We start from the raw sequence: 24,008 nt of genomic DNA on the forward strand, positions 1-24,008 counted from the left end.
CACTCGGGATGGTCAGCCCCGTCGACTTCGAAAACCACATTGGTCTAACCACCAGTAGAAAAGAAATAGCTGCCTAACCACTAGGTAGCTCCACTACGTGTCCACGATTTGCGGGCAACCCCAACTCCACTAAACACGCAGGACTGTGCACACACCCATGGGACACAGTGTGCACAACCTCCTGACACCCAGTGTGCACAACCTGATGACACTCACCGTGCACGAGGTGCTGACACTTTACATTCTGGGGACTCGGTACTGTCGTGTTCCGGGTAGTTGGTACCGGGCCGAGGGGTGCGTCGGCCCGGACCGTTTGTCTTAGTCGTCTGGGGTGGTGGGTGCGGTGGCTTTGCGCATGTCGAAGTCTCCGATATGGATTCGGTGGCCGTTGTTGAGGCGGCTTACAAGTGAATCGGCTCCGACTCTGTCTGGCAGTGTTTCAACCCAGTAGGCGGCAGCTGATTGGGAGGAGATCAGTGTTGGGAGCCTTCCGTCGCGGTCGAATATGATCTTGGTTAGGTCTTCTTGCCCGCGCTGGTTGATGCTGATGGTCATAAAGTCGTCGATGATAAGGACATCGACGTTGATCAGTTTCCGCATCTTATCGAGGTAGTTTTGGTCAGTCGGTGAGAAGACCGCCAGCATGTCTACAAGTTGATCCAGCCGGTAGTACGCCACGGAATATCCGGCCTTGCATGCGGCGATGCCGATGGCGCAGGCAATGTATGTCTTGCCTGTTCCGGTCGGGGCGAGGATGTGAATATTGGTCGGGTTTTCCCGCCAGTTGGTTGCTGCGATTCGTTTCAGCTGGCGCATGTTGATACCGCGTTGTTCTGCCCGGGTGATTTCAGCCAGGCTTGCATCTGGGTATCGGAATTGTGCCTGGGTTATAGCCTTGGCAATGTTGCGCTGTTGTCGTTGTGTGTAGGCTTCTTCGACTGCGGCGAGGAAGATGTCTTCTGGTAGCGCATCCGCATAGGCCTCGTCGTTGACAACCTCGTAGAAGATGTCAGCGAAGGTTGATACGCGAAGCTTGCGCATTTTCGCCCGCACAATCTCGTCATCGATGCTGCTCATGATTTTTCACACTCCTTCTAGTTTTCGTAGTGGTCAGCAGGCCGGATAAAGACGGCATCGGCCACGTCGCCGGTAAGCGGGGTGCTTGGGCGTGGTTGGCGCTTGGCCACGGGCTGTGTTTTCGGCCCTGGTGCCCCGGGATGTTGTTGGGCGTGGGCAATGTCAGTCTGGATGCGTTTGATCACTGCCATCGTGGGGGCCAGCTTCTTGTCCACGACCTGCTGGCAGGCAGGTTCGAGGGTGGCTTTGTTGTGCTTTTTGCCCAGGTTGGCCAGCACGTTGCGTGCCTGGATGAGTCCGCGGGGTACGGCGGCACTATTGCGGTCGAGGATCATCGCTATGACTGCGTGCGTTGCTGCCCCAAACGACGAGGCCCAGGCCAAAAGCTCATCACGGGTAAGCGCCTTGTGGCCTTCATCATCGCCACGCGGTGCATGCTGAGGGTTGGTGGAATACCGGTATTTGAATCCGTGAAGGCGCGTGTGTTCAGCAACAAGCTGCTCCCCGTTGAAGATGCTCACCAGTTGCGGGGTGAGTCTGACTGTTACCGATTCTCCTACCAGCTGAAATGGCACTGAGTAGTACTGGTAGTCACAGGTGATGTGCCAGTTGCGATCGACTTTAAGCCGCTTATAAGACACTTCCGTAAACGGCGTCGGCGGAAGATCCCGCATCATTGGTGCTTCTTCTTGATCAAAGCGCATCTGCCGTGTTGTGCCATCAGGCCGCGTCATTGCGCCGTTGATATCAGCAAGACGCTCCGCGATCGCCTCATTAAGCTCATCGAGGTTGTAGAAGACCTCATTGCTGAAGTAGCCCAGGATTTTGGTGTAGGCGATTTTCACGGCACGCTCTACTGCTGCCTTGTCACGAGGCCTGCCGGGCCTAGTCGGCACGATCGTGACGCCGTAATAGTCAGCAAACGCTGCGTAGCGGTCAGTGACCATCCGGTATGTAGAGGTCTTCTTCGGCCGATACGTCGCCGTAGAAGCATTATCTGGCACGATGACCGCTGGTACTTTGCCAAGATAATTCAACGCCTTAACATGGCACTCAATCCACGCCGGCATCTTCTCATTCGCAGCAGCAGTAACGTACATCAACCCTGAGTACGGGCTGACCGCGACAAACAATGACGCCTTGAACGCGGTATCACCACTGGCCTGATCTACTACAGGCACTTTGTCACCGGCCCAGTCGACATAAAGCTCTTGCCCTGGCTCATGGGTGACAACTTCGACGAGATCGTTGGCACGGAGAAATTCATTGAGCCCACTGCAGAACTGGGAGTACTGGTACTTTGTCTTGTCCGTCGGACACGGCTGCGACACGTAGTCCATCCACAGCTTGTGCCTGGTCACGTGCTTCGTACTTTTCAGCTTGTGTGCAAGAGCATGAAAATCAGGCTGGTCGTAGGACATCGTCCGCTTACTCCGGCCGTCGCTGAATCGATCGTCGAACCATCCCGGTGGGAGTTGACGGAAACGCTCTGGAGTTAGTGCCTCATCGTTGATGACTTTCTTTGCTCGGGATACTTCTCGTCGTGAACATCCCAATGCGTGTGTGATCTGCGCGTAGCTAGCACCATCAAGGCACATCGCGATGATCTGTTTGAAGTTGGCCACAAGGACCAGCTCCTTCCAAGTAGAAGTTGACGCAACACCAGCGGATTGTGGTGTCGCCAACATCAACTATGAAAGAAAACCCCATGCAGTACCGGGTACGTGGAACACCGGTACCAACTACCCCAAATCGACAACTGAAGCGTCCTGATGCTAAAGAAGGCGTCCGGCAGGATGGTGGTGCTCATTGGCGTATCCCCCGAGAAAAGAGTGTTAGAAGAAGTGTTCTACAACTAATCTTAGTGCCGGCACAAACCAAGGTCTATAGCCTGCGGGGATAAACTTCACAAACCAAGAAGCATGGGGGTGTTGAGTAATGCTTTAGGTTGTGTGTTCGACTCTTGTCGAGCTGGGGGTATAGGTTTTACTGATACACAACAACGGGGGTAGGTGAATGGTGCAATCGAAGAAAGATGGCGCCACATGCCCCTTTCTGAGCGCTGCATATCTTCAGGGATAGACTGGACACAATTGACCGCACGAACACGGATGAAGGGATTGTGAATGACTATCAAGGTGGGCGTTCTCGGCGCGAAGGGGCGCGTGGGACAGGCAATCGTGGAAGGCGTTACTGCTGCAGAGGATCTAGAGCTCGTCGCTGAGATTAACCGTGACTCTTCGCTAGAAGAGCTGGTTGAGTCCGGCGCCCAAGTGGCTGTTGACTTCACCCAGCCGGCGACTGTCATGGAGAACCTAGAGTTCTGTATTCAGCACGGTATTCATGCTGTCGTCGGCACCACGGGCTTCGATGCCGAGCGTCTTGCTCAGGTTGAGGCATGGACGAAAAAGGACGGCGCTGGGCACGTGCTCATCGCTCCCAACTTTGCCATTTCGGCCGTGCTGACCATGGTCTTCGCGGCCCAAGCTGCGAAGTTCTTTGATAGCGCTGAGGTTGTGGAATACCACCACCCCAATAAGCTTGATGCTCCTTCAGGTACCGCTGTTCACACTGCCCAAGGTATTGCGAATGCGCGCAAGGAAGCAGGCCTTGATGCCATGCCGGACAAGACTGAGCAGTCGCTTGACGGAGCGCGTGGCGCAGACGTCGACGGCGTTCATGTACATGCAGTGCGTATGCAGGGAATGGTGGCGCACGAAGAGGTTATTTTCGGTACTCAAGGCCAATCCCTGACCATCCGTCAAGATTCTTATGACCGTTCCTCCTTTACGCCTGGCGTACTCGTTGGCGTGCGTGAGATTGCCTCCCATCCGGGCCTGACCGTGGGTCTTGAGCAGTACTTGGGGCTGTAATGGCAAAAGTTACCGAGCTTGATGTTCAGCTCATCGCGGCGACATCCTTTCACGCGCCACGGGGAGTGGAGTGGGAGGTGGATGAGGGGGCGTCGGACAGCGAGGCTCTTGTCGAGTTTTCCGGACGTGCCTGCTACGAGTCCTTTGACAAGCCGAACCCCCGGACGGCCTCCAATCAGGCTTATCTGCACCACATCTTGGAAGTCGGTCACGATGCACTGCTGGAGCATGCGACGGCTACGCTCTACATCCGCGGCCTGTCGCGTTCAGCTACTCACGAGCTGGTTCGACACCGCCATTTCTCGTTTTCACAACTCTCGCAGAGATTTGTTCACCCCGAGGAGACCGAGGTGGTGTTGCCGAAACTCATCGCGGAGGATGAACAGCTTACTCGCCTGACTTTGCAGGCCGCGGATGATGCGCGCTTCGTCTACGAAGAGCTTCTTGATGCCCTCGAGTCCAAACTCGATCAAGAGCCCAACGCGCTTCTGCGTAAGAAGCAAGCGCGGCAGGCTGCCCGAGCCGTTCTGCCCAATCTCACAGAATCGCGCATCGTAGTGACCGGAAACTACCGTGCGTGGCGGCATTTCATTGGCGCACGGGCAACGGAACAGGCAGACACCGAGTTGCGCCAGCTTGCCGTGACGTGTCTGAAGTTGTTGCGGGAGCAATCGCCAGTGCTTTTCGACGATTTCACTATCACCACCCTCGCTGACGGCACCGAAATGGCATCCAGTCCATACGCCTAAGAGGAAATTTGAGACTCGCGCGCGGCCCCGATTCAGCTAACAGGGCGCAAAGCGGGTAATCTTGACGCCTATGAGCACAGGTATGGCAGTACAGACGGGCGTCGACATCTTCGGACGCGTGGGCGTAGCCATGGTCACTCCCTTTGACCAGGCTGGTGCGCTGGACGTGTCTGCGGGGCGTCGCCTAGCAGCTCATCTCGTTGACAATGGCATCGATTCACTCATCCTGGCAGGTACCACGGGTGAGTCGCCGACAACGTCACTGGATGAGAAGCTGGAACTGTTTACAGTTGTGAAGGACGAGGTGGGGGACCGCGCCAAGCTGTGCGCTGGTGCAGGAACCAACAACACCGCTACGAGTATCGAGGCAGCCCGCGCTTTTGCAGATGCTGGGGCGGACAGCCTCTTGGTCGTCACCCCGTACTACTCCAAGCCCTCCCAGGCTGGTGTGTATGCGCACTTCACTGCCGTAGCGGACGCCGTAGACCTCCCCATTTGTCTGTATGACATCCCTGGCCGCTCGGGTATCCCAATTGAGACGGAGACACTTCTTCGCCTCGCGGAGGTGCCGAACATCCAGGCCGTTAAGGACGCCAAAGGCGATCTTGTTGCGGCCGCACCGCTTATCCAGGAGACCGGTTTGGCGTGGTACTCCGGTGATGACGGCCTGAACCTGCCGTGGCTTGCCCTCGGTGCCTCAGGTGTCATCTCCGTGATTGGTCACATCGCACCGCGCGCCCTGGCTGATCTTTACGTCGCCTTCGATGAAGGTGATATTGCACGCGCACGTGAGATCAACGCGAAAACTTTAACCCCGCTCATTCAGGCACAAGGCCGACTGGGCGGAGCAACATTTGTTAAGGCTGCCCTGCGCCTGCAGGGCATTGAAGTAGGAGATCCTCGCCTCCCCGTATCCGCGGCAGACGCGGATGAGGTCGAGGCCCTCCGCCACGATTTGGAGAAGGCTGGAGTCCTTTAAGAATGACTGAACCCCGTAACCGTTCCCGCAAGGTGACCCGTAAGGCGGGTCCGCCTTCGGAGACTGAGACCGCCTCGAATGAGGCGGCTTCGCCGGTTTTCCAAGCACCGAATGATGCGGCTGCTTCTGGCAACACCGCAAACGAATCCGGCAACTCGAACGATTCGAACTCTGAAGACGGCAATCGCCGCTCCCGTTCCCGTGGTTCCCGCGGTGGCCGTGGTCGTGGCCGCGGTGGCAATGGCGGCAACCATAATGGCAATAACAACAACGGTAATAACAACAACGGCGGCCGCAACAACGGTCGCAACCGCAATAACAACCGTGGTCGCCGCAATGTGCCTAAGTCCATGCAGGGCGCGGACCTGACTAAGCGCCTGCCGGAGCCGCCGAAGCAGCAGAAGGATGCCCTGCGCATCTACGCCTTGGGCGGTATCTCCGAGATCGGCCGTAATATGACCGTCTTCGAGTACCAGGATGAGCTGCTCATTATTGACTGTGGTGTGCTCTTCCCATCCTCTGGAGAGCCGGGCGTGGACCTAATTCTGCCGGACTTTGGCCCGATTGAGAAGAAGATTCACAAGGTCAAGGCCCTCGTCGTCACCCACGCGCACGAGGACCACATTGGTGCTATTCCGTGGCTGCTCAAGCTGCGACCTGACATCCCGATTGTCGCTTCGCGTTTCACCATCGCGCTCATCGCTGCGAAGTGTAAGGAACACCGTCAGAAGCCGAAGTTTGTTGAGGTCAACGAGAAATCTGACGTGAATTATGGCCCATTCCGCTGCCGCTTCTGGGCCGTTAACCACTCCGTCCCGGATGCGCTCGGTGTCATGCTAGGCACCCCAGCCGGCAACATCATCCACACCGGTGACATTAAGCTGGACCAGACTCCGCTGGACAACCGTCCGACGGATCTTCCGGCACTGTCGCGTTATGGCGATGAAGGCGTTGACCTCATGCTGTGTGATTCCACTAACGCCAATATTCCTGGCGTGTCGGCCTCTGAGGGCGATATTCCGGCAACCTTCCGTCGTCTGGTGTCGGGTGCTAAGCAGCGTGTGATTATCGCGTCCTTTGCATCTAACGTCTACCGCGTACAGGCGGCTATCGACGCGGCCGTCGCCGCCGGCCGTAAGGTTGCGTTCAACGGTCGCTCGATGATGCGCAACATGGAAATCGCGGAGAAGATGGGCTTCCTTAAGGTTCCACGCGGCACGATCATCCCGATCGATGAAGCCGCCAAGATGGCTCCGCACAAGGTGCTGCTCATCACTACCGGTACTCAGGGAGAGCCGATGGCAGCGCTGTCCCGTATGGCACGCCGCGAGCACCGTCAGATCACGGTACGTGATGGTGACCTCATCGTCTTCTCCTCTTCCCTGATTCCGGGTAACGAGGAGGCCGTGTTTGGCGTCATCAACATGCTGTCCCAGATTGGTGCTGAGGTCATCACTAATAAGGAAGCTAAAGTTCACGCCTCTGGTCACGGCTACGGCGGCGAGCTGCTGTTCCTCTACAACGCAGCACGTCCAAAGAACGCCATGCCGGTTCACGGTGAGTGGCGTCACTTGCGCGCCAACAAGGAGCTCGCGATCTCCACGGGTGTTGCCCGTGACCGCGTAGTCCTGGCACAGAACGGTGTTGTGGTCGATCTGCGCAATGGACGCGCTGAGGTAGTCGGCCAATTGCCAGTGGGCAATCTTTACGTTGATGGTGTGTCCATGGGTGACGTCGACGCAGATACCCTCGCAGACCGCACCAACCTTGGTGCCGGTGGCGTTGTGTCCATTACCTGTGTCATTGACAACCGCACGTCCCGCCTGCTGGAGCACCCGACGGTCTCCACGACGGGCTTCTCCGATGATGACCGCGGCATCGTACCGGAGGTTGCGGAGATGGTCGAGAATTCCATGAATGACCTCGCCGCTGAAGGTGAGAATGACACCTACCGCATGGTCCAGAAGATCCGCCGCAAGGTAGCCAAGCTGATGTCCTCGAAGTACAAGCGTGAGCCGGTCATTTTGCCCACGATTGTCCCGACCAACTCGGATATCCTGCTCCCGGATGATGACGAGGTTGAAGCCTCCCGCGAGTCGCTCTAAAGCGTCTGTGACTGCACCCCAGCGTTCCTACTCCAGGCAGGTATGCTGGGGTGCATGTCGTTTTCATCTGCTGAGCGCACCAAGATGGTGGCGCTCTTTCATGAGCTAGGCCCCGATGCGCCGACATTGTGTGAGGGGTGGACTACCCGTGACCTCGCCGCACACCTGTGGGTGCGCGAAAACAGACTGGATGCCTCTGCAGGTCTCTTCATTCCGGCGCTGAAGCCACGCTTGGACACGGTGACCGAGGAAGTACTCGAGCGTGATTACGATGAGGTTGTTGATGACTGGGGGAAGGGCGCACATAAGTTCAACCCACTTCGCTATGTAGATAAGGTTCTTAATTCAGCAGAGCACTTTGTTCATCACGAGGACATTCGTCGGGCAAATGGACGCACCGAAGCGCGGGACTTTTCTGCCGCGACACAGAACGAACTTCACCTTCCTTTGAAAATGATGGGGCCGAGTTTTCTGTCGAAGTCGACGCTGCCGGTAGTGCTGGAGGCAGAGGGTTTCCCGCCCATCGTGACGGCGGATAAGCACGGTGTGGCCGATAAAGGCGATGCAGTGGTGCGGGTTCGCGGAACGGTGTCCGAGGTTCTGCTGTGGGCTTTTGGTCGCGATGCTGCACAGGTGCAGATTGTGGGTGATGAGTCCGCGATCGTTAGGTCAAGTCTATAGCCTGAACTCGACAAAAAGATCGCCACACGCGTGTGGCTTATGTTGTTAATGGTGTGTTTGCTACTAGAGTGGCAGACATGTCTGTCAAAAACGCTCCGTCTCGCGCTTCTGGTCGAGGTCGTGCCGCTGATCGTTCGCGGCCGTCCGGCCGAAGCACTTACTCGTTGACGTCTGCTCATCGCGCTGCCGAGACCTCTGATGAGAGGACCGGCAGCGCCTTTCGTGCCGTGGGGCGCGGGTTTGGAGCGGTTTTTGGCGCAACTGCTCGCGGCATGGGCGGTATGGCCCGGGGCGTCGGGCATGGCCTTGCAGGGCTCAAGCCCGTGGGGCAGGGCGGTCGGGACGAGGATGTCTACGACGATGATTATGATGCCTATGACGCAGAGGCGTACGAGGATTACGACGAGTTGAGGGAGCCAGGGGAAATTTCTGGGCGCGCGAAGAACAAGAAGGCTACACACACCACAACTGAGCAACTTGCAGGTAAGGTCCCTCAGAAGAAGAGCAAGGTGACCCGCGCACGGGGCTTCGATGAGGATGCCGCCACGACCGTTCTGCAGCGCCCTTCCCGCCAGGAAGCGAGCATTCGGGTATCCAATCCGGATGCGGTTGCTCTCGTTCTGATTGGCGTCGCCATTATCTTGGCATGCGCTACCTGGTTCCAGATTGCCGGCATTATTGGTGAATACCTCACTGACGCCGTGCGCTATGTCATTGGCGCCGGCGCCTATGTTCTTCCGGTGGCGTTGCTGGTAGTAGCCATTGCACTCATGATGGATCTCTCCGGGCCAGCTGGGCATTTCAAGCCGCGTGTTGTCGGCGGCACCTCGCTCATTGTGGTGTGCATGCTAAGCCTCATACATATTTTTGCTGGACTTCCGGACTTGACCTGGAAGGATAATGCTGCTGGTGAGGCCGGTGGCGCTATTGGTTTTGCGATTGGTGAGTTGCTCGTCGCGGCATTTTCCAGTTATGTCGCGGTTCCATTGCTGTTCCTTCTCATCGTCTACGGGGCGCTCAACATTACGGGAATTACCCTGCGTGAAGCTTATGACTTTGTGGCGGCACAGTTCTCCGCCTTGGTAAGCGGCCTGCGTGATCGTAAGGGAGGCGGGGAAGAAGAGCTGCTTGTCGGCGATTCGGAGGACGATTACGGCTACGTCAGCGATGATATCGATGCTATTGCTGAAGGTCGTGAGCGGCCGGTCCGTCAATCCTATACTCCACGTCCCCGCCCGCGCCCAGCGAAGACTTACCCGGTAGCGGAGCCCGGTGAGAACGCTACGGTGTCTTTTGACTCGGCTGCTGCTCAGCCTGTTCACCACGAGCCGGTGCAGCATGGACGCCCGTCCTTCGACAGTGAGCCGACAACCAAGCTTGGTGACACTGACGAGTTCCCAGCCGTGCCGGAACCCACCGAACCCCAAGCAAAGCGCGAGCCCACACCAGAGCCAGAACCCAAGCCACAGCCCAAACCTCAACCTAAGCGTGCGCGTGTCGACGTCGGTGGGGCGGCTGGTGCGGCACTGGGTGCGGCGGCAGCGGGGGCGTCGGCAAGCGCAGCTCAACCTGGTGCAGCCAGCGACGATGTTGTTTCCGCTGCGCACTCCGAAGCCGTGCGCTTGTTCCAGCAGCGCTCCGGGCGTGATGCGACGACCGGTGCCAAGGTGGACGAGCCAGCCCGGACCGAAGCGCAGACAGCCCCCGTGGAACCTACTGGTGCGGAGGATACCGCTCTGGGCGGTGGCTACGATGTCCCGACCACGGAGCTTCTCACCGCGGGTAAGCCCGCAAAGGCTCGGACTGAGGCCAACGACCGAATTATCGAAGCCATCACTGATGTCTTTGAGGAGTTCAAGGTTGACGCCCAGGTCACTGGCTTTAGCCGTGGCCCCACAGTGACCCGCTACGAGATTGAGCTAGGACCAGGTGTCAAGGTTTCGAAAATCACGAACCTGCAGTCCAACTTGGCGTATGCCGTCGCTACGGACAACCTGCGCCTGCTGACCCCGATTCCGGGCAAATCTGCTGTGGGTATTGAGGTTCCCAATGCCGACCGTGAGATGGTGCGTTTGCGTGATGTGCTGGATTCCCCGGCGCTGCGTGCGGACAATGACCCGATGCTCATCGGTTTGGGCAAGGACATCGAGGGCCAGTACACCTCTTTCTCCGTGAAGAAGATGCCGCACCTGCTCGTGGCTGGTGCTACCGGCTCTGGTAAGTCGGCATTTGTGAACTCCATGCTGGTGTCGCTGCTGACGCGCGCAACACCGGAGGATGTTCGCCTCATCTTGGTTGACCCGAAGATGGTCGAGCTCACCCCTTACGAGGGTATCCCGCACCTCATCACTCCCATTATCACGCAGCCAAAGAAGGCTGCGGCCGCCTTGCAGTGGCTTGTGGAGGAGATGGAGCAGCGCTACATGGATATGCAGGCTGCTCGCGTGCGCAAGATTGAGGACTTCAACCGCAAGGTCCGCAGCGGCGAGTACCAGGCTCCGGCAGGGTCCCAGCGGGAGATGCGCCCTTACCCCTACATCGTGTGTGTCGTCGACGAGCTCGCCGATCTCATGATGACGGCGCCGAAGGAAATTGAGGACTCCATCGTGCGTATTACGCAGAAGGCGCGTGCGGCCGGTATCCACTTGGTACTGGCAACCCAGCGCCCGTCTGTCGACGTCGTCACAGGTCTCATCAAGACTAACGTGCCGTCCCGTCTTGCATTCGCCACGTCCTCCTTGACCGACTCTCGCGTCATCCTGGACCAGGGCGGTGCGGAGAAACTCATTGGTATGGGTGATGGTCTCTTTATCCCGCAGGGTGGCCGCCCGGTACGTATGCAGGGAGCGTTCGTGTCCGACGACGAGGTGCAGGCGGTTGTCGACGCCGCAAAGGCCCAAGGCACCCCGAACTATACCGAGGGCGTTACCGACGATAAGACGTCCGAAGCGAAGAAGGAGATCGACGAAGAGATCGGTAAGGACATGGACGACCTCCTTGAGGCCGTTGACCTTGTCGTTACCTCCCAGTTGGGCTCCACATCGATGCTCCAGCGCAAGCTTCGTATCGGTTTCGCCAAGGCCGGTCGCCTCATGGACCTTATGGAATCGCGCGGCGTCGTGGGTCCCTCCGAAGGATCAAAGGCGCGTGAAGTTCTGGTGAAACCGGAGGAGCTCGACACCATCATCTGGATGATTAAGGGCGCGGATCCTGCAGAGGCCCCGAAGGAAATCCAGGACGCTGAGGGCGCTGAGGCATCCGCGGACGCTACTGCTGAGGGAGATGGGGCAGTGCTTGGCGACGACACCCGGACCGTCCAGATCAACGCCAACCCCTCCGCCGGCGCGTTCTAGATTCCGTGTAGGATAGGACAGGTCCTGGAGGGGAGTACCCCATTGTTTCGGCGCTGATCGTCAACACGGCAACTGCACGACAGTTCCCGGTCGCGCCGGCTAGCTGAGTCATGAGTGAGCTTAGCTAGCGGGGGAGACCTCCGGTCTTTGTTGTTATGCCGACCGGAGGGATAGTGCGCTATGCATGTACCTGTATGGGTCTGGGTCATCACCATTGCAGTGATCCTGGGCTTTTTTATTTTCGATTTTTATAGCCACGTACGCTCACCCCACGAGCCGAGTCTCAAAGAGTCCGGTGGCTGGACGTTGTTCTACATGGCCATCGCCGTCGTGTTCGGTGGTGTCGTGTGGGTGTTGTGGGACCATGAACATGCCGCACAGTTCTATACGGGTTGGATTACTGAGCAAGCCTTGAGCGTGGACAACCTGTTCGTCTTCTCGCTCATCATGGGCTCGTTTAAGATTCCACGCAAGTACCAGCAGAAAGTACTGCTTATCGGCATCGTCCTAGCGCTGGTGTTCCGCCTCATCTTCATCATGTTGGGTGCGGCTATTATCGCAGCCTGGTCTGATGTGTTCTATCTCTTCGCTATCTTCCTCATCTACACCGCGGTGAAGCTGCTCATTGATGAGATCAATGACGCTCCTGAGACTGACCCCAACGACATGGTGGTGGTGAAGTGGCTGCGCAAGGTTGTCCACGTGACCCCGCGCTACCACGGTGACAAACTCACGCACCGTGAGGAATCTGGTGAGAAAAAGGGAAAGTTTGCGCTGACGCCGTTGTTCGTGGCGCTGGCTGCCATCGGTCTCATCGACGTGATGTTTGCGTTCGACTCCATCCCAGCCATCTACGGCATTACCTCGGAGCCGTTCTTGGTCTTTACCACGAATGCTTTCGCGCTGATGGGTCTGCGCCAGATGTTCTTCCTCATCGACGGCCTGCTTGATCGCCTGGTGTACCTGCCCTATGGACTGGGCATTATCTTGCTCTTCATCGGTGTGAAGTTGCTCTTCCACGCCCTGCACGAGAACAATCTGCCATTCATCAATGGTGGTGAGGATGTCAGCGCCATACCGGAGATTTCCACGCTGATGTCGCTGCTCGTCATTGTGGGTGTGCTTGTCATTACGGTTGTGCTTTCCCTGTGGAAAGACAAGCGCGACCAAGCGCAAGGTGGTGTAGTCATTTCCCACAATCACTACGACTGGGATGACTTTGGCAACAAGATCGTCCGCAACAAGAAGGGTGAGTTCCTCGGTAAGGCGGAGGAACTACCAGAGAACCAGCTGCCGTAAACCTAAGCAGCTGGTGGGGGTGTTTTAGAAAGAGTTGATGACGGGGTTCCACTCACGGAAGGCGCGGGCAGTGACCGCGCCTTCCGTGTAGAAGGGATCCTGATCCATAATTTCGATGACCTGGGCAACCTCGACAGACTCGTCCTCAAACTGCAGGACAATGAGCGCGCCTCCCTTGGAATCAGTGAAGGGGCCAGAACCGCATACCTGGCCCTTCGCATGAAGAGCGCCGATGAATTCGCGGTGCTTGGGGCGGGCCTGGGCGATGATCGGGTTGGACGGATTGTAGTCGTAGGACACTGCAAAGTACTTCATGCTGATAATGCTAGTGCGCAGTGCGGGGATCTGTGGTCTGTTTAAAGCGTAGGGGCGATGCGGGACATGAGCCATGGCGTCACGGCCCTTCGTGACGGGTGTACACGGTAAGATGAGCCGTGTGAACAAGTCTCAGGATGCGCGAAACCAATCTCATGCCACGGATGTTAACCCCGAGGTGTCTAATTGGAACCTGCCGAATATCCTGACGAGTCTGCGAATTCTCTTCATCCCACTCTTTGCTTGGTTGGTGCTTACTGGGCACGGCTGGTGGGCGTTCGGCTGCTTCGTGCTTCTCATGATCACGGATAAGTTGGACGGCGATATCGCGCGTTCGCGGGGGCTCATCACAGACTTTGGCAAGATTGCTGATCCCATTGCAGACAAGGCCTTGATGACCGCAGCGTTTGTCTGTCTCAATATCACTGGGGCCTTGCCAGTGTGGGTGACCGTTCTCATTCTCGTCCGCGAGTTTGGAATCACCATCTGGCGCTTCTTTTTGCTGCGCCAGGGCAAGGTGGTACCTGCTTCCCAGGGCGGGAAACTTAAGACTGCGCTGCAGACTGTGGCTGTGGCTCTCTACCTGTGCCCGCTTCCGGGCTGGATGGACATCCCTAGCTTCATCGTGATGCTTGCGGCCGTCATTGTGACTGTGGTGACGGGTGTTCAGTATCTCGTCGATGGACGCAAGGAAAATCAGTGAGTCTAGCGGCGCAGGTTGTCGCAGCCCTGCGAGATCGAGGTGAGACGGTAGCTTTCTGCGAATCGCTGACCGCAGGTCTAGCAGCCGCCACTGTAGCGAGCGTACCTGGAGCCTCAACGGTCCTGCGGGGCGGATTGGTGACGTATGCGACTGAGGTGAAAGCGCACTTCCTCGGCACCAGTGTTCAGCACCTGGAGAAGCAGGGGGTTGTGTCCGCAGAGACGGCTATCGAGATGGCGCGGGCCGCTTGTGAGGAGACCGGTGCTGACTGGGGAATAAGCCTCACAGGAGTAGCTGGGCCCGATCTACAGGAAGGGAAGCCGGCCGGAACTGTCTTTGTGGGGATGTGCCGGAGGGGCGGGGCGAAGCGTGGTGTTCTTTTCGAACTCGAGAATGCTGGGCGCAATGTGGTACGTGAGGCGGCCGTTAACGCAGCCTTGAGCCTACTTCTATCAACTATCCAAGAAAAGTAGGAGAACTCGGGAACAAGCGCGGCTGCTCATGCGTTATACGGGGTGATGAACACTTCAGTTGCACTTCTTGACAAGCCCACTCAGACCACCGTGCGGTCCGCAGAGCGGACCCCAGAGCCTTTGCTGCGTGAGGCCTTGGGGATCACCCTCCGCGCCTTCCGCGCGGACAAAGGCGTGACCTTGCGTGAACTCGCCGGTGTTGCGCGTGTGTCCCCGGGATACCTCTCGGAATTGGAGCGCGGCCGCAAAGAGGTGTCCTCCGAACTTCTTGCATCCGTATGTCATGCGCTGGACGTGAGCGTGTCCGATGTCCTCATTGAGGCCGCTGGCTTCATGGCGCTGCCCTCGATGGATGAGGAACTGGCGTCCACGGCGCCTGCGGCATCCGAACTTTAGTGGGCTGTGGCTCAGCCTCGACCATAAACTCTGACGTAATTCATTCCACTTCGCTACTATTGAGCGGGTAGAAAACACTCGTGCAGAGTGGTTTAACCGTTAATGTGAACATTCCCAACTGCTGAGAAAGGCCCCTTCTGACATGGCGAACCCATTCGTAAAGGCGTGGAAGTACTTGATGGCTCTCTTCGATTCCAAGATCGAGGAGAACGCCGACCCGAAGGTCCAGATTGAGCAGGCCATCGAGGAAGCGCAGCGCCAGCACCAGGAACTCTCCCAACAGGCAGCCGCCGTGATTGGTAACCAGCGCCAGCTGGAGATGCAGCTCAACCGCCGTCTTAGCGAAATTGAGAAGCTGCAGCAGAACACCCGCAATGCCCTGAACTTGGCTGACAAGGCTCGTGCTGAAGGTGACGCACAGAAGGCGACTGAGTACGAGAACGCCGCTGAGGCTTTCGCTGCTCAGCTTGTGACTGCTGAGCAGTCCGTGGAGGACACTAAGAAGCTGCATGACCAAGCCCTGCAGCAGGCCGAGCAGGCCAAGAAGGCCGTTGAGCGCAACGGCATGGCTCTGCGCGAGAAGGTCAACGAGCGCTCGAAGCTGCTGTCCCAGCTTGAGCAGGCAAAGATGCAGGAGAAGGTTTCTGAGTCCCTCAGCTCCATGAATGAGCTTACGGCCAATGGAAACACTCCGTCCCTCGATGCCGTTCGTGACAAGATTGAGCGCCGCTACTCCAAGGCTCTGGGCCAGGCTGAGCTGGCAGAGAACTCTGTGTCGAACCGTATGCAGGAGATCGAGCAGGCTGGTGTGCAGCTAGCTGGCCACTCACGTCTTGAGCAGATTCGTGCGGAGATGAATAATCCGAAGGCCGTGGAGGGTAACTCCCAGCAGGCTATCGGTGCGAACGGGAACAACGCACAGTCGAGCGCCGCGGATGACGCTGTCCAGGCTCGTCTGCGTGAGCTGCGCGGCGAATAAAGGTGCCTTGAGGTTCTAGTCGCCTACGCCGCGTGCTTGGAGGGCCTCGCCCATGGCGCGGGCGCGGCGAATGGAACGAATAATCACCGGGGTGCCGAATGCGGTCAGTGAGGCCGTGGCGCCCCGGGCTTTTCGTGCGTCGAGCACTTCGAGCACCGTGCCTAACATGAGGGGGAGTAGGCGAATGGTCAGAGACATTGCAAGGGTGATGTTCTCCACGGGGACTCCCCACCGGCCTAAGGGGGCAAGGGCGCGGTCAAAGGAATCCATCATTTCGGAAACCTTCGTGGTAAGCGTCAGGAGGATGGCTGCGGTCACAGCGGCGTAGACCGTGAGAAACATGATGGCCGCCGATGTGAAATCCTTTTGCCACCACTGAAAAGCTGCGAGTGCTACGAGCAAGTAAAGCGGGGGCGCAAGTTGTCCTGCTGCGACGCGCAGGGGGATACGCGCTATGGGGACGAACAGGAGGGGAAGAACAAGGCTCACTACTGCCCACGGTATCGTGCGCACCCCGAAGGTAGTCACAAGAACGAATGTGACGAGTGCGATGAACTTCGCCGCTGCTGGGAGGCGGTGAATGACGGTGTCAGCGTCGACATAGAAGCCGAGGGGGATGTTTCTTGGCATGATGCTAAAGCGGGCGGGAGGCCATGAGGTCGGTGTAGAAGGGGATGACCTCCTCTGGGGATCCATCGGCGGCGACCTTGTGGTTATCGATGCACAGGACACGGTCGAAGTCGGAGAGGAAATCAAGATCGTGCGTCACCACGATGAGCTGCTGTTCAAGTCGGGCGAATTCGTGGCGAATACGGTCGCGGTTGCGCAGATCAAGCAACGTGGTGGGTTCGTCGGCAATGATGACCGTTGGTTCCATGACGAGAACTGCGGCCAGTGCGAGCAGTTGTTTTTGTCCACCGGAGAGTGTGTGCGGCGATTGGTCAGCGAGCGGGGTGAGGCCAAAACGCTCGAGCGCGGCGTCAACGCGCGCCGCGCGTTCGTCTTTAGGTAGCTTGAGCCGGCGCAGAGAAAAGTCCACGTCATCACGCACATTGGGCATAACGATTTGGTTCTCGGCATCGGAAAAAACGAAGCCTACTTTTCGGCGTATGTCTTTGCCGTGCTTGGCGGCGTCCATTGAATCTACCAGGACTTCCCCTGTTGTAGGCTCTCCGAGACCATTGATGAGGCGCACAAGCGTGGACTTGCCGCCGCCGTTGGCGCCGATGATTCCAATTCGCTGTTCGTTCAGGGTAAGCGAGATGCCGTCAAGAATCTGCTTCTCATCGAAGGCGACGGATACGTCGCGGAACTCAATCTGTGGCACGGCAGTGCTCTAGCGATGCGTCGACTGAGCGCGGCGTCCCATGAGATCTGGGAAGGCGGCGTGGACACCGATGGCGATAACGACCATGACAACGACCTTGATGAGATCCGGGACGATGAAGGGGACTTGGGCCAGGATGGCCGCACCGAAGGACATCCCAGAGCGGACCATAAGTCCAATGCTGCCACAGAAATACTGGATGGCCAGGCCGACGATACCGGCGATGGCGAGCGTGACGGTCATACCCGTTTTATTGCGCGGAGCGCGGTAGGCGATGAGGCCGGTGATCGCTGGGGAGATGATGTAGCCCACGAGGTAACCCACCGTCGGTCCTGCAATGGCGCTCAGTGCACTACGCCCACCTGCAAGGATGGGCAGGCCGACGAGGCCCAGCACCATGAAGAGGAGTCCCACGAAAAGGCCTCGGCGCCCACCCAAAACGAGGCCCGCGAGGATGATTACTGCATTCTGCAAAACAATGGGCACACCGGCGGTCGGCGTTGGGATGGAGACAAAGGCGAAGACAATGATGAGCGCAGTGAAGACGGCGACGTACGCAATGTCGAGAGCGACGGAATTCTTTTTCATGGACCAAAGCTTATCCAGAGTGATAAGTGTGCAGCAAACGGACACTTTTGAACACTGTTCAAGCTTTGCTTTCGGAAAACGGAACTACCCCAAAAGGGGTAGTCTTGAGGCATGAATAAAGCTCAACCGCTAAGAGTTTTGGGGAAAGGTGTGGCTGCCTGCGTTGCCAGTACCGTGTTGACGGGTTGTTTCATGTTCAACTCTTCAAACATTATCGATAACATCGACGCCGCTGCGGGCGTAGAGGATGGGGAACCTGGCAGGGTGTCAATGGCGGTCGGCGATATCTTCGATTCGTCCTATCAGTGTGTCATCTTTATTTGCTCAGGTGCCACCGAATGGGATGTAGATGAGGCAAGTGGCGGCACGTGGCAGGGTGGCTCCGACGACGAGGATAAATGGAGTCCGCCATCGCGGGGCCAGGTGGAAATCTATCGTGACGTCAACGAGCCAGGCTTTTCGAAATATGTGACGACTCAGGCTTCGCAGAAAGACCTCGATGTGTGTGGGACCATGGGTGGCGTTGTGGCAGTGCTTCCTGCGGATGAACAGGTGACCTTTGTGCGATCCGAACAAGATGGCCCTTGGGTGAAGCAGTAGCCGTTCGACACACCATCGGGGAAGTGGGAAATCGAACACATGTGTGTGTATTGTGTGGGTGGAGTCCGGCAGGGGCGATAGAGTTTCGGCGTGGCTTGGAACAAGGGCGGAATCGCACTTGTTGACAGGCCTGGGAACCGATTCCCTCGCACTGCAGTCTAAATAAGTAACTCCCGTGCATTCGTCACGGGTCCGATAAAAGCAAGAATTACACCACAGTTAGAACGCTCGACATAGTGAGGAAGTAAATGGCTACTAAGAAGAAGTCCTCGGCAGCAAACAAGGGTGACGATCGTCAGAAGGCCCTTGACGCCGCGATGTCCATGATTGAAAAGGATTTCGGCAAAGGCGCGGTCATGCGTCTGGGGGACGATGAACGCCCGCCAATTCAAGCCATTTCCTCCGGTAACACCGCGATCGACATCGCATTGGGTGTGGGTGGCTTCCCGCGCGGACGCATCGTGGAGATTTATGGACCAGAGTCCTCGGGTAAAACCACTGTGGCCCTCCACGCCATCGCATCTGCACAAAAGGAAGGCGGCATCGCGGCATTCATCGATGCTGAGCACGCGCTTGATCCGGAATATGCACGTCTTTTGGGTGTCGATACGGACAATCTTCTGGTGTCCCAGCCTGACACGGGTGAGCAAGCGCTGGAGATTGCGGACATGCTGGTGCGTTCCGGTGCTATTGACATCATTGTGATTGACTCCGTGGCGGCACTGACGCCGAAGGCAGAGATCGAGGGCGAGATGGGTGATAGCCACGTCGGCCTGCAGGCTCGGTTGATGTCCCAGGCGCTGCGTAAGATGACTGGCGCGCTGTACAACTCCGGTACCACCGCCATCTTTATTAACCAGCTGCGTGAAAAGATCGGTGTGATGTTCGGCTCGCCGGAGACCACCACCGGTGGTAAAGCGCTGAAATTCTATGCGTCCGTGCGCTGCGATATTCGCCGTATTCAGACTCTCAAGGACGGCCAGGACGCCATTGGCAACCGCACCAAGCTCAAGATCGTGAAGAACAAAGTGTCCCCGCCGTTCAAGATCGCTGAGTTCGACATCATGTATGGCGAAGGAATCTCCCGCGAGTCCTCCATCATTGACTTGGGCGTTGAGCATGGCTTCATCAAGAAGTCTGGCTCTTGGTTTACTTATGAAGGCGACCAGTTGGGCCAGGGCAAGGAAAAGGCTCGCAACTTCCTCAAGGAGAATCCGGATTTGGCGGATGAGATTGAGAAGAAGATCTTCGTCAAGCTTGGAGTGGGCTCCGCTGCTGCTGAGGCAGGGGAGGATGTTGCCATGGATGTGCCCGGCGCAGACGATCCGCTGACTGATGAGGCAGTGGATTTGGTTCCGAACGTCGATTTCGACGACGACTAGGCCCAGAGATATAGATGGTTCAACCGTCGCCCGAGAAAATAGAGAAGCTCCGCCGCGCACTTGAAGACTATGAATCAGGTGCTGTTGGTGGGCATCTCATCGACGTTGAGGCTGAAGAGTCTAAGGCCGACGTGAGGTCACGTGCACTTGGTCTTTTGGACCAGCGAGCGCGCTCCCGTAAGGAACTTCATGACCGACTCATCGCAGCTGAATTCGAGCCAGATGTGATCGATGCGGTGCTTGATGACCTCGCAGAAGTTGGCCTCATCAATGATGCAAGTTTCGCGCGTGAGTGGGTACGCCAGCGGCATGTGCGCCGTGGTAAATCCGCACGAGCTTTGAACTTGGAGCTCAAGGATAAGGGCGTGGAGGCCGCAGACCGTGCCGCGGCCTTGGAACAGGTCACCGAGGATTCCGAGGAAAGCGTAGCTCGCCAGGTGGCGGAGAAGAAGGCCCGAACGTTAAAGAAGGTGCCGGCGGATCGTCATGAGCGCGACAAGTTCTTGCGGCGCATCGTGGGGACGTTGGCGCGCCGCGGTTACAGCCAAGGGCTGACGATGCGGGTGTCCATTGAGGTGCTGGATGCCCGCATCGCCGAGCTCTCTTGAGTGTCAGTTCTCCTGAATATGTCTGTGTAGAGTCCTTATTCGGCGGGGTTGCGGATTTCTTTGTAGCTCTCCGAGTGCCAGTCCACGTTAATGTTGTCCTTGGTATCGAGGCCTTGGTCTCGCTGCTCAGGAACTTTTGCCACGATATTTCTGCGGGCACGGCCAGCACGTAGCTGGCGCTCGATGCGCTCAGCAAGAAGGCTCAAGCCCCAGTTGATGAGAATCATGATGATTGCCACAACGACGAGCGAGGCTACGTAGTTCTTGTTGTAGGACGCTGACTGGATTCCGGAGCGCACCACCTCGATGTAGCCGATCTGATAGCCCAAGGCCGAGTCCTTCAGCGCAATGATCATCTGCGAGATCAGGGCCGGAAGCATCGCGGCTACGGCTTGGGGCAGCAGGATCGTCACCATTGTTTGGTTGTGCGAGAGACCCAACGCGCGCGCCGCTTCCGTTTGTCCCTTCGGTAGTGACTTGATTCCCGAGCGCAGGATCTCGGCCACGACAGAGCCGTTGTACAACGTGAGAGCGAAAACCACGGCGCTAAAAGCCAAGTGCTTAGACGGCACCACGTTGTAGATGGCAAAGAGCTGATAGGCAAAGATCATGAGCAGAAGCACCGGGATGGCGCGGAAGAATTCCACAACCACACCGCACACGCCGCGGATGATGGCATTCTCGCTCAAACGGCCAAGGCCAAAAATCACACCGAATATGATCGCGAAGATAATCGAGGCCACCGCCGAGAAGATGGTGCCGCGAAGGCCGGGGAGCAGATAGGTCGTCCATGTTTGGCTGTTGAGAAACGGGGTCCATAACTCAGACGCGAGCTGACCGCGCCCAGCCAACGTGGACATTACCCAATACAGCGCTGCTGCTCCCAGCACCAAGGTGAGGATCGTGTAGATAAGGTTTCGACGCTTACCTTTCGGACCAGGTGCGTCATAAAGCACAGTTGCGCGTACAGCCATTACTTCTTCACCGCCAAGGTCTCAGAAAGCTTGCCCAGGCCAAGGCCCATGGGCAGGGTCAGAATGATAAAGCCCACCGCGAAGATGAAGAAGATGAGGAACAGCTGGCTCGCGTGCATCTCAATCGTCGACTTCATGAGCAGGGAGGCTTCCGCGACGCCGATAGCGGAAGCGATGGTTGTGTTCTTTGTCAGAGCGATGAGCGTGTTGCCCAACGGAACGATGGCTGCGCGGACTGCCTGGGGAAAAATGATTGTGTTGAAGGTCTGCGAGAAACTCAACCCCAATGAACGAGCTGCCTCAGCCTGACCAAAGTCCACCGTGTTAATGCCGGATCGCAGTGACTCCGCAACGAAGGCTGAGGTGTAGAGAATGAAGCCAACAATAGCGAGGCGGAAATTGTTGTCCACGAGGAAGGTCGAAGAATCCCTGCTTGCCAAGGTCAAGCCCAAATTCTGGTACAAGCCGAAGGAGCAGAACAGGATGATAAGTGTGAGCGGGGTATTGCGCACTATGGTGATGTACGTGGTGGCAATCCAGCGCAAGATGCCTACTGGGGAAACACGCATGGCTGTAAGGATGGTGCCCACAATCATTGCGCCTAGTGCGGACCAGAAAGTCAGCTGGATGGTGAGCCAAAAGGCTGGCCATAACTCGGGGCCGAGTGTAGCCCACATGGAGTCCATAAAATTCTCCTACTAACGAGTCTGCGCCGAGGAGTAGCCCCGGCGCAGACTATGCGGTGGATGTGACAGGTCGCTTCTGGCCTTTAGGAATCGAGGAAGGACAGGTCACCGATGGTGGCCTCGTCGATGCCCTCACCCTTGTCCAGGTTTGCGGAAACGAGTTTGTCGAATTCGCCAGAGGAGTGCAGCTCCTCCAATGCCTTGTTCACGGCGTCGGTTGCTTCTTGGTCATCCTTCTTCAGGCCCGCGCCGTAGTACTCGTCCGTGAAGGGCTTGCCGTCCTTTTCCAGCTCTACGACCTTGAACTTGCCCGGGTTCTGCGCTGCGTAGCCGTTGAGGATGGTCGCGTCTGTGGTCATCGCGTCAACGTTGCCCTGGCTCAAAGCTTCCACACAGGAGGAGTAGGTGTCGTACTCCTGTAGCTGAACACTCGGTAGGGCTTCCTTGACTTTCTGGGCCGGGGTGGATCCGGTGACCGAGCAGAGAATCTTGCCGTCGAGGCCATCGAGGCCGGTGATCTCTTTGTTGTCTTCCTGAGTCAGCAGTGCCTGGTGAGTGATGAGGTACGGGCCGGCGAAATTCACCTTCTCGGCGCGGGACGCGTTGATCGAGTAGGTCGCGGTGATGAGGTCAACCTCTCCGTTCTCAATGAGAGTCTCGCGCTGTGCAGACGGGGTCTCTCGCCACTCGATCTCCGGCTCTTCCCAGCCATTCTCCTTAGCGATGTGATTGACCACGTAGGTGGCAATGTCAACGTCGAGTCCGGTCATGGAACCGTCGCCTTCACGTAGGCCGAGTCCCGGCTGATCGAATTTGGTGCCTAGGGTGACGTTGCCCGACTCAATGTGGGTGAGCAAACCCTCGCCGCCGCCGGCAGAGTCGGAGGAATCGCCGCCACAGGCAACGAGCAAGGAGCTTGAAGCAGCGAGAGCAGCAACGGTGGCAGTGATGCGGGAAATGGAACGAGACATGAGGTTCTCCTTAGATAGAACAGTGGGTGGATGAGTTGAAAAAGAGCGAGGTGGTCGTGGTGTTTAGTGCTGAAGGATCTTGCCTAGGAAGTCCTTGGCGCGGTCTGACTGTGGGTTGGTGAAGAAGGAATCAGGATCGGTGTCTTCGACGATGCTTCCGTCTGCCATGAAGAGAATGCGATCAGCGGCGCGGCGCGCGAAGCCCATTTCGTGGGTAACCACGACCATGGTCATGCCTTCCTTGGCAAGGTCCGTCATGACATCGAGGACTTCGTTGACCATTTCGGGGTCGAGTGCCGACGTAGGTTCGTCGAACAGCATGACCTTGGGGCGCATCGCTAGGGCGCGGGCGATAGCCACGCGTTGTTGCTGGCCGCCAGAAAGCTGAGCGGGATACTTTTCTGCCTGGTTGGCAATGCCGACGCGCTCAAGAAGCTGCATGGCCAGCTCTTCGGCTTCCGCCTTCTTCATCTTGCGCACCTTGATGGGGCCCAAGGTGACGTTGTCTTTGATGGTTTTGTGCGGAAAGAGGTTGAACTGCTGGAACACCATGCCCACGTCCGCGCGCAGTTTGGCTAGGTCGCGGCCTTCCTCGGGGAGGAGGGTGCCGTCGATGGAGATGCTCCCTTCCTCGATGGTTTCAAGGCGGTTGATGGTGCGGCACAGTGTAGATTTGCCGGATCCGGACGGGCCGAGCACAACCACCACGTCGCCGCGGCCGATCTCCAGGTTGATGTTGCGGAGTGCGTGGTAATCGCCGAAGTACTTGTTGGCTCCGGAGATTTCAATCATGGGGCGCGAAGTGTCATCCATGCCACACCACCCTGGTATACGTGAACTGAATCATAGTTAGAAGAATAAGGTGCGGGGAGAGAGTGATGGAGGAACTT

At 57.5% G+C, this 24,008-nt stretch carries 24 protein-coding genes; 14 read left to right on the forward strand and 10 right to left on the reverse strand.

All coding sequences use genetic code 11. The annotated features are described in order from the left end of the window. Positions 1-318: 318 nt before the first annotated feature. Positions 319-1,077 carry an ATP-binding protein gene (locus M5J09_RS03290; RefSeq protein ID WP_102234194.1) on the reverse strand — a complete coding sequence of 253 codons (759 nt, stop codon included), beginning with the start codon at positions 1,075-1,077 and terminating at the stop codon, positions 319-321. Positions 1,078-1,094: 17 nt separating this feature from the next. Then, complete coding sequence (gene istA, locus M5J09_RS03295; RefSeq protein WP_257156951.1) at positions 1,095-2,702, reverse strand: IS21 family transposase; 1,608 nt, start codon at positions 2,700-2,702, stop codon at positions 1,095-1,097. Between the two features lie 501 nt (positions 2,703-3,203). Here istA and dapB point away from each other — a divergent pair. The 7 genes from dapB (at position 3,204) to M5J09_RS03330 (ending at position 13,116) form a co-directional block, all read left to right on the forward strand. Next, positions 3,204-3,950, forward strand: coding sequence for a 4-hydroxy-tetrahydrodipicolinate reductase (dapB, locus tag M5J09_RS03300; RefSeq protein WP_257156952.1), 747 nt, complete (start codon positions 3,204-3,206; stop codon positions 3,948-3,950). Beyond that, positions 3,950-4,699 carry an FAD-dependent thymidylate synthase gene (gene thyX / locus M5J09_RS03305; RefSeq protein ID WP_257156953.1) on the forward strand — a complete coding sequence of 250 codons (750 nt, stop codon included), beginning with the start codon at positions 3,950-3,952 and terminating at the stop codon, positions 4,697-4,699. Before dapB ends, thyX begins: the two co-directional genes overlap by 1 nt. Before the next feature lie 70 nt (positions 4,700-4,769). Further along, entirely contained in the window at positions 4,770-5,678 is a 909-nt protein-coding gene (dapA, locus tag M5J09_RS03310; protein WP_257156954.1) for a 4-hydroxy-tetrahydrodipicolinate synthase, read from the forward strand. A 2-nt stretch (positions 5,679-5,680) separates the two neighbouring features. Further along, on the forward strand, positions 5,681-7,783 hold the full coding sequence (locus tag M5J09_RS03315; RefSeq protein WP_257156955.1) for a ribonuclease J: 2,103 nt from the start codon (positions 5,681-5,683) through the stop codon (positions 7,781-7,783). Between the two features lie 42 nt (positions 7,784-7,825). After that, positions 7,826-8,464, forward strand: a complete 639-nt coding sequence (locus M5J09_RS03320) for a TIGR03085 family metal-binding protein (RefSeq protein ID WP_042531275.1) — start codon at positions 7,826-7,828, stop codon at positions 8,462-8,464. A 77-nt stretch (positions 8,465-8,541) separates the two neighbouring features. Further along, a complete protein-coding gene (locus M5J09_RS03325) occupies positions 8,542-11,817 on the forward strand; it encodes a DNA translocase FtsK 4TM domain-containing protein (RefSeq protein ID WP_257156956.1) in 3,276 nt (1,091 codons plus the stop codon). 180 nt (positions 11,818-11,997) lie between these two features. Beyond that, a complete protein-coding gene (locus tag M5J09_RS03330) occupies positions 11,998-13,116 on the forward strand; it encodes a TerC family protein (protein ID WP_257156957.1) in 1,119 nt (372 codons plus the stop codon). A 24-nt stretch (positions 13,117-13,140) separates the two neighbouring features. Here M5J09_RS03330 and M5J09_RS03335 read toward each other — a convergent pair whose 3' ends face one another. After that, positions 13,141-13,431 carry a YciI family protein gene (locus M5J09_RS03335; protein ID WP_042531269.1) on the reverse strand — a complete coding sequence of 97 codons (291 nt, stop codon included), beginning with the start codon at positions 13,429-13,431 and terminating at the stop codon, positions 13,141-13,143. Positions 13,432-13,543: 112 nt separating this feature from the next. On the opposite strand from M5J09_RS03335, the gene pgsA reads away from it, so the two are divergent. The 4 genes from pgsA to M5J09_RS03355 all read left to right on the forward strand — a co-directional run bounded on the left by pgsA (position 13,544) and on the right by M5J09_RS03355 (position 15,982). After that, complete coding sequence (pgsA, locus tag M5J09_RS03340) at positions 13,544-14,134, forward strand: CDP-diacylglycerol--glycerol-3-phosphate 3-phosphatidyltransferase (protein WP_144790205.1); 591 nt, start codon at positions 13,544-13,546, stop codon at positions 14,132-14,134. Beyond that, positions 14,131-14,607, forward strand: coding sequence for a nicotinamide-nucleotide amidohydrolase family protein (locus M5J09_RS03345; protein ID WP_257156958.1), 477 nt, complete (start codon positions 14,131-14,133; stop codon positions 14,605-14,607). The genes pgsA and M5J09_RS03345 overlap by 4 nt, the downstream gene beginning before the upstream one ends. Before the next feature lie 45 nt (positions 14,608-14,652). Next, positions 14,653-15,003 carry a helix-turn-helix domain-containing protein gene (locus tag M5J09_RS03350; protein ID WP_070535683.1) on the forward strand — a complete coding sequence of 117 codons (351 nt, stop codon included), beginning with the start codon at positions 14,653-14,655 and terminating at the stop codon, positions 15,001-15,003. A 142-nt stretch (positions 15,004-15,145) separates the two neighbouring features. After that, positions 15,146-15,982 (forward strand): PspA/IM30 family protein, encoded by an 837-nt coding sequence (locus tag M5J09_RS03355; RefSeq protein ID WP_070535681.1) that lies wholly within the window; start codon positions 15,146-15,148, stop codon positions 15,980-15,982. A gap of 15 nt (positions 15,983-15,997) precedes the next feature. On the opposite strand, the gene M5J09_RS03360 is transcribed toward M5J09_RS03355, so the two are convergent. The 3 genes from M5J09_RS03360 to M5J09_RS03370 are packed head-to-tail and all read right to left on the reverse strand — an operon-like array spanning position 15,998 to position 17,897. After that, a complete protein-coding gene (locus M5J09_RS03360; RefSeq protein ID WP_257156959.1) occupies positions 15,998-16,612 on the reverse strand; it encodes an energy-coupling factor transporter transmembrane protein EcfT in 615 nt (204 codons plus the stop codon). A gap of 4 nt (positions 16,613-16,616) precedes the next feature. Then, positions 16,617-17,309 carry an ABC transporter ATP-binding protein gene (locus tag M5J09_RS03365; RefSeq protein ID WP_257156960.1) on the reverse strand — a complete coding sequence of 231 codons (693 nt, stop codon included), beginning with the start codon at positions 17,307-17,309 and terminating at the stop codon, positions 16,617-16,619. A gap of 9 nt (positions 17,310-17,318) precedes the next feature. Beyond that, positions 17,319-17,897 carry a biotin transporter BioY gene (locus tag M5J09_RS03370; protein WP_239178713.1) on the reverse strand — a complete coding sequence of 193 codons (579 nt, stop codon included), beginning with the start codon at positions 17,895-17,897 and terminating at the stop codon, positions 17,319-17,321. Positions 17,898-18,008: 111 nt separating this feature from the next. On the opposite strand from M5J09_RS03370, the gene M5J09_RS03375 reads away from it, so the two are divergent. The 3 genes from M5J09_RS03375 (at position 18,009) to recX (ending at position 20,487) form a co-directional block, all read left to right on the forward strand. Further along, complete coding sequence (locus M5J09_RS03375; protein WP_257156961.1) at positions 18,009-18,497, forward strand: hypothetical protein; 489 nt, start codon at positions 18,009-18,011, stop codon at positions 18,495-18,497. Between the two features lie 248 nt (positions 18,498-18,745). After that, entirely contained in the window at positions 18,746-19,879 is a 1,134-nt protein-coding gene (gene recA / locus M5J09_RS03380; protein ID WP_144790193.1) for a recombinase RecA, read from the forward strand. A gap of 14 nt (positions 19,880-19,893) precedes the next feature. Next, entirely contained in the window at positions 19,894-20,487 is a 594-nt protein-coding gene (gene recX / locus M5J09_RS03385; protein WP_070535664.1) for a recombination regulator RecX, read from the forward strand. Positions 20,488-20,522: 35 nt separating this feature from the next. Here the strand turns inward: recX and M5J09_RS03390 are convergent, their stop codons facing one another. From M5J09_RS03390 to gluA, 4 genes are all read right to left on the reverse strand, one after another. Then, positions 20,523-21,461, reverse strand: a complete 939-nt coding sequence (locus tag M5J09_RS03390; RefSeq protein ID WP_257156962.1) for an amino acid ABC transporter permease — start codon at positions 21,459-21,461, stop codon at positions 20,523-20,525. Next, complete coding sequence (gluC, locus tag M5J09_RS03395) at positions 21,461-22,147, reverse strand: glutamate ABC transporter permease GluC (protein WP_042531246.1); 687 nt, start codon at positions 22,145-22,147, stop codon at positions 21,461-21,463. The genes M5J09_RS03390 and gluC overlap by 1 nt, the downstream gene beginning before the upstream one ends. Before the next feature lie 83 nt (positions 22,148-22,230). After that, a complete protein-coding gene (locus M5J09_RS03400) occupies positions 22,231-23,118 on the reverse strand; it encodes a glutamate ABC transporter substrate-binding protein (RefSeq protein ID WP_257156963.1) in 888 nt (295 codons plus the stop codon). Positions 23,119-23,181: 63 nt separating this feature from the next. Continuing rightward, complete coding sequence (gene gluA, locus M5J09_RS03405) at positions 23,182-23,910, reverse strand: glutamate ABC transporter ATP-binding protein GluA (RefSeq protein ID WP_168162169.1); 729 nt, start codon at positions 23,908-23,910, stop codon at positions 23,182-23,184. Positions 23,911-24,008 lie beyond the last annotated feature (98 nt).

Source organism: Corynebacterium sp. BF-R-2 (assembly GCF_024586525.1).
GTDB lineage: Bacteria > Actinomycetota > Actinomycetes > Mycobacteriales > Mycobacteriaceae > Corynebacterium > Corynebacterium singulare.

Coding starts and splice junctions, on each gene's coding strand:
- M5J09_RS03290 (WP_102234194.1), bottom strand. CDS start 1,077: ATGAGCAGCATCGATGACGAGATTGTGCGGGCGAAAATGCGCAAGCTT.
- dapB (WP_257156952.1), top strand. CDS start 3,204: ATGACTATCAAGGTGGGCGTTCTCGGCGCGAAGGGGCGCGTGGGACAG.
- thyX (WP_257156953.1), top strand. CDS start 3,950: ATGGCAAAAGTTACCGAGCTTGATGTTCAGCTCATCGCGGCGACATCC.
- dapA (WP_257156954.1), top strand. CDS start 4,770: ATGAGCACAGGTATGGCAGTACAGACGGGCGTCGACATCTTCGGACGC.
- M5J09_RS03315 (WP_257156955.1), top strand. CDS start 5,681: ATGACTGAACCCCGTAACCGTTCCCGCAAGGTGACCCGTAAGGCGGGT.
- M5J09_RS03320 (WP_042531275.1), top strand. CDS start 7,826: ATGCTGGGGTGCATGTCGTTTTCATCTGCTGAGCGCACCAAGATGGTG.
- M5J09_RS03325 (WP_257156956.1), top strand. CDS start 8,542: ATGTCTGTCAAAAACGCTCCGTCTCGCGCTTCTGGTCGAGGTCGTGCC.
- M5J09_RS03330 (WP_257156957.1), top strand. CDS start 11,998: ATGCATGTACCTGTATGGGTCTGGGTCATCACCATTGCAGTGATCCTG.
- M5J09_RS03335 (WP_042531269.1), bottom strand. CDS start 13,431: ATGAAGTACTTTGCAGTGTCCTACGACTACAATCCGTCCAACCCGATC.
- pgsA (WP_144790205.1), top strand. CDS start 13,544: ATGAGCCGTGTGAACAAGTCTCAGGATGCGCGAAACCAATCTCATGCC.
- M5J09_RS03350 (WP_070535683.1), top strand. CDS start 14,653: ATGAACACTTCAGTTGCACTTCTTGACAAGCCCACTCAGACCACCGTG.
- M5J09_RS03355 (WP_070535681.1), top strand. CDS start 15,146: ATGGCGAACCCATTCGTAAAGGCGTGGAAGTACTTGATGGCTCTCTTC.
- M5J09_RS03360 (WP_257156959.1), bottom strand. CDS start 16,612: ATGCCAAGAAACATCCCCCTCGGCTTCTATGTCGACGCTGACACCGTC.
- M5J09_RS03370 (WP_239178713.1), bottom strand. CDS start 17,897: ATGAAAAAGAATTCCGTCGCTCTCGACATTGCGTACGTCGCCGTCTTC.
- M5J09_RS03375 (WP_257156961.1), top strand. CDS start 18,009: ATGAATAAAGCTCAACCGCTAAGAGTTTTGGGGAAAGGTGTGGCTGCC.
- recA (WP_144790193.1), top strand. CDS start 18,746: ATGGCTACTAAGAAGAAGTCCTCGGCAGCAAACAAGGGTGACGATCGT.
- recX (WP_070535664.1), top strand. CDS start 19,894: ATGGTTCAACCGTCGCCCGAGAAAATAGAGAAGCTCCGCCGCGCACTT.
- M5J09_RS03390 (WP_257156962.1), bottom strand. CDS start 21,461: ATGGCTGTACGCGCAACTGTGCTTTATGACGCACCTGGTCCGAAAGGT.
- gluC (WP_042531246.1), bottom strand. CDS start 22,147: ATGGACTCCATGTGGGCTACACTCGGCCCCGAGTTATGGCCAGCCTTT.
- M5J09_RS03400 (WP_257156963.1), bottom strand. CDS start 23,118: ATGTCTCGTTCCATTTCCCGCATCACTGCCACCGTTGCTGCTCTCGCT.
- gluA (WP_168162169.1), bottom strand. CDS start 23,910: ATGATTGAAATCTCCGGAGCCAACAAGTACTTCGGCGATTACCACGCA.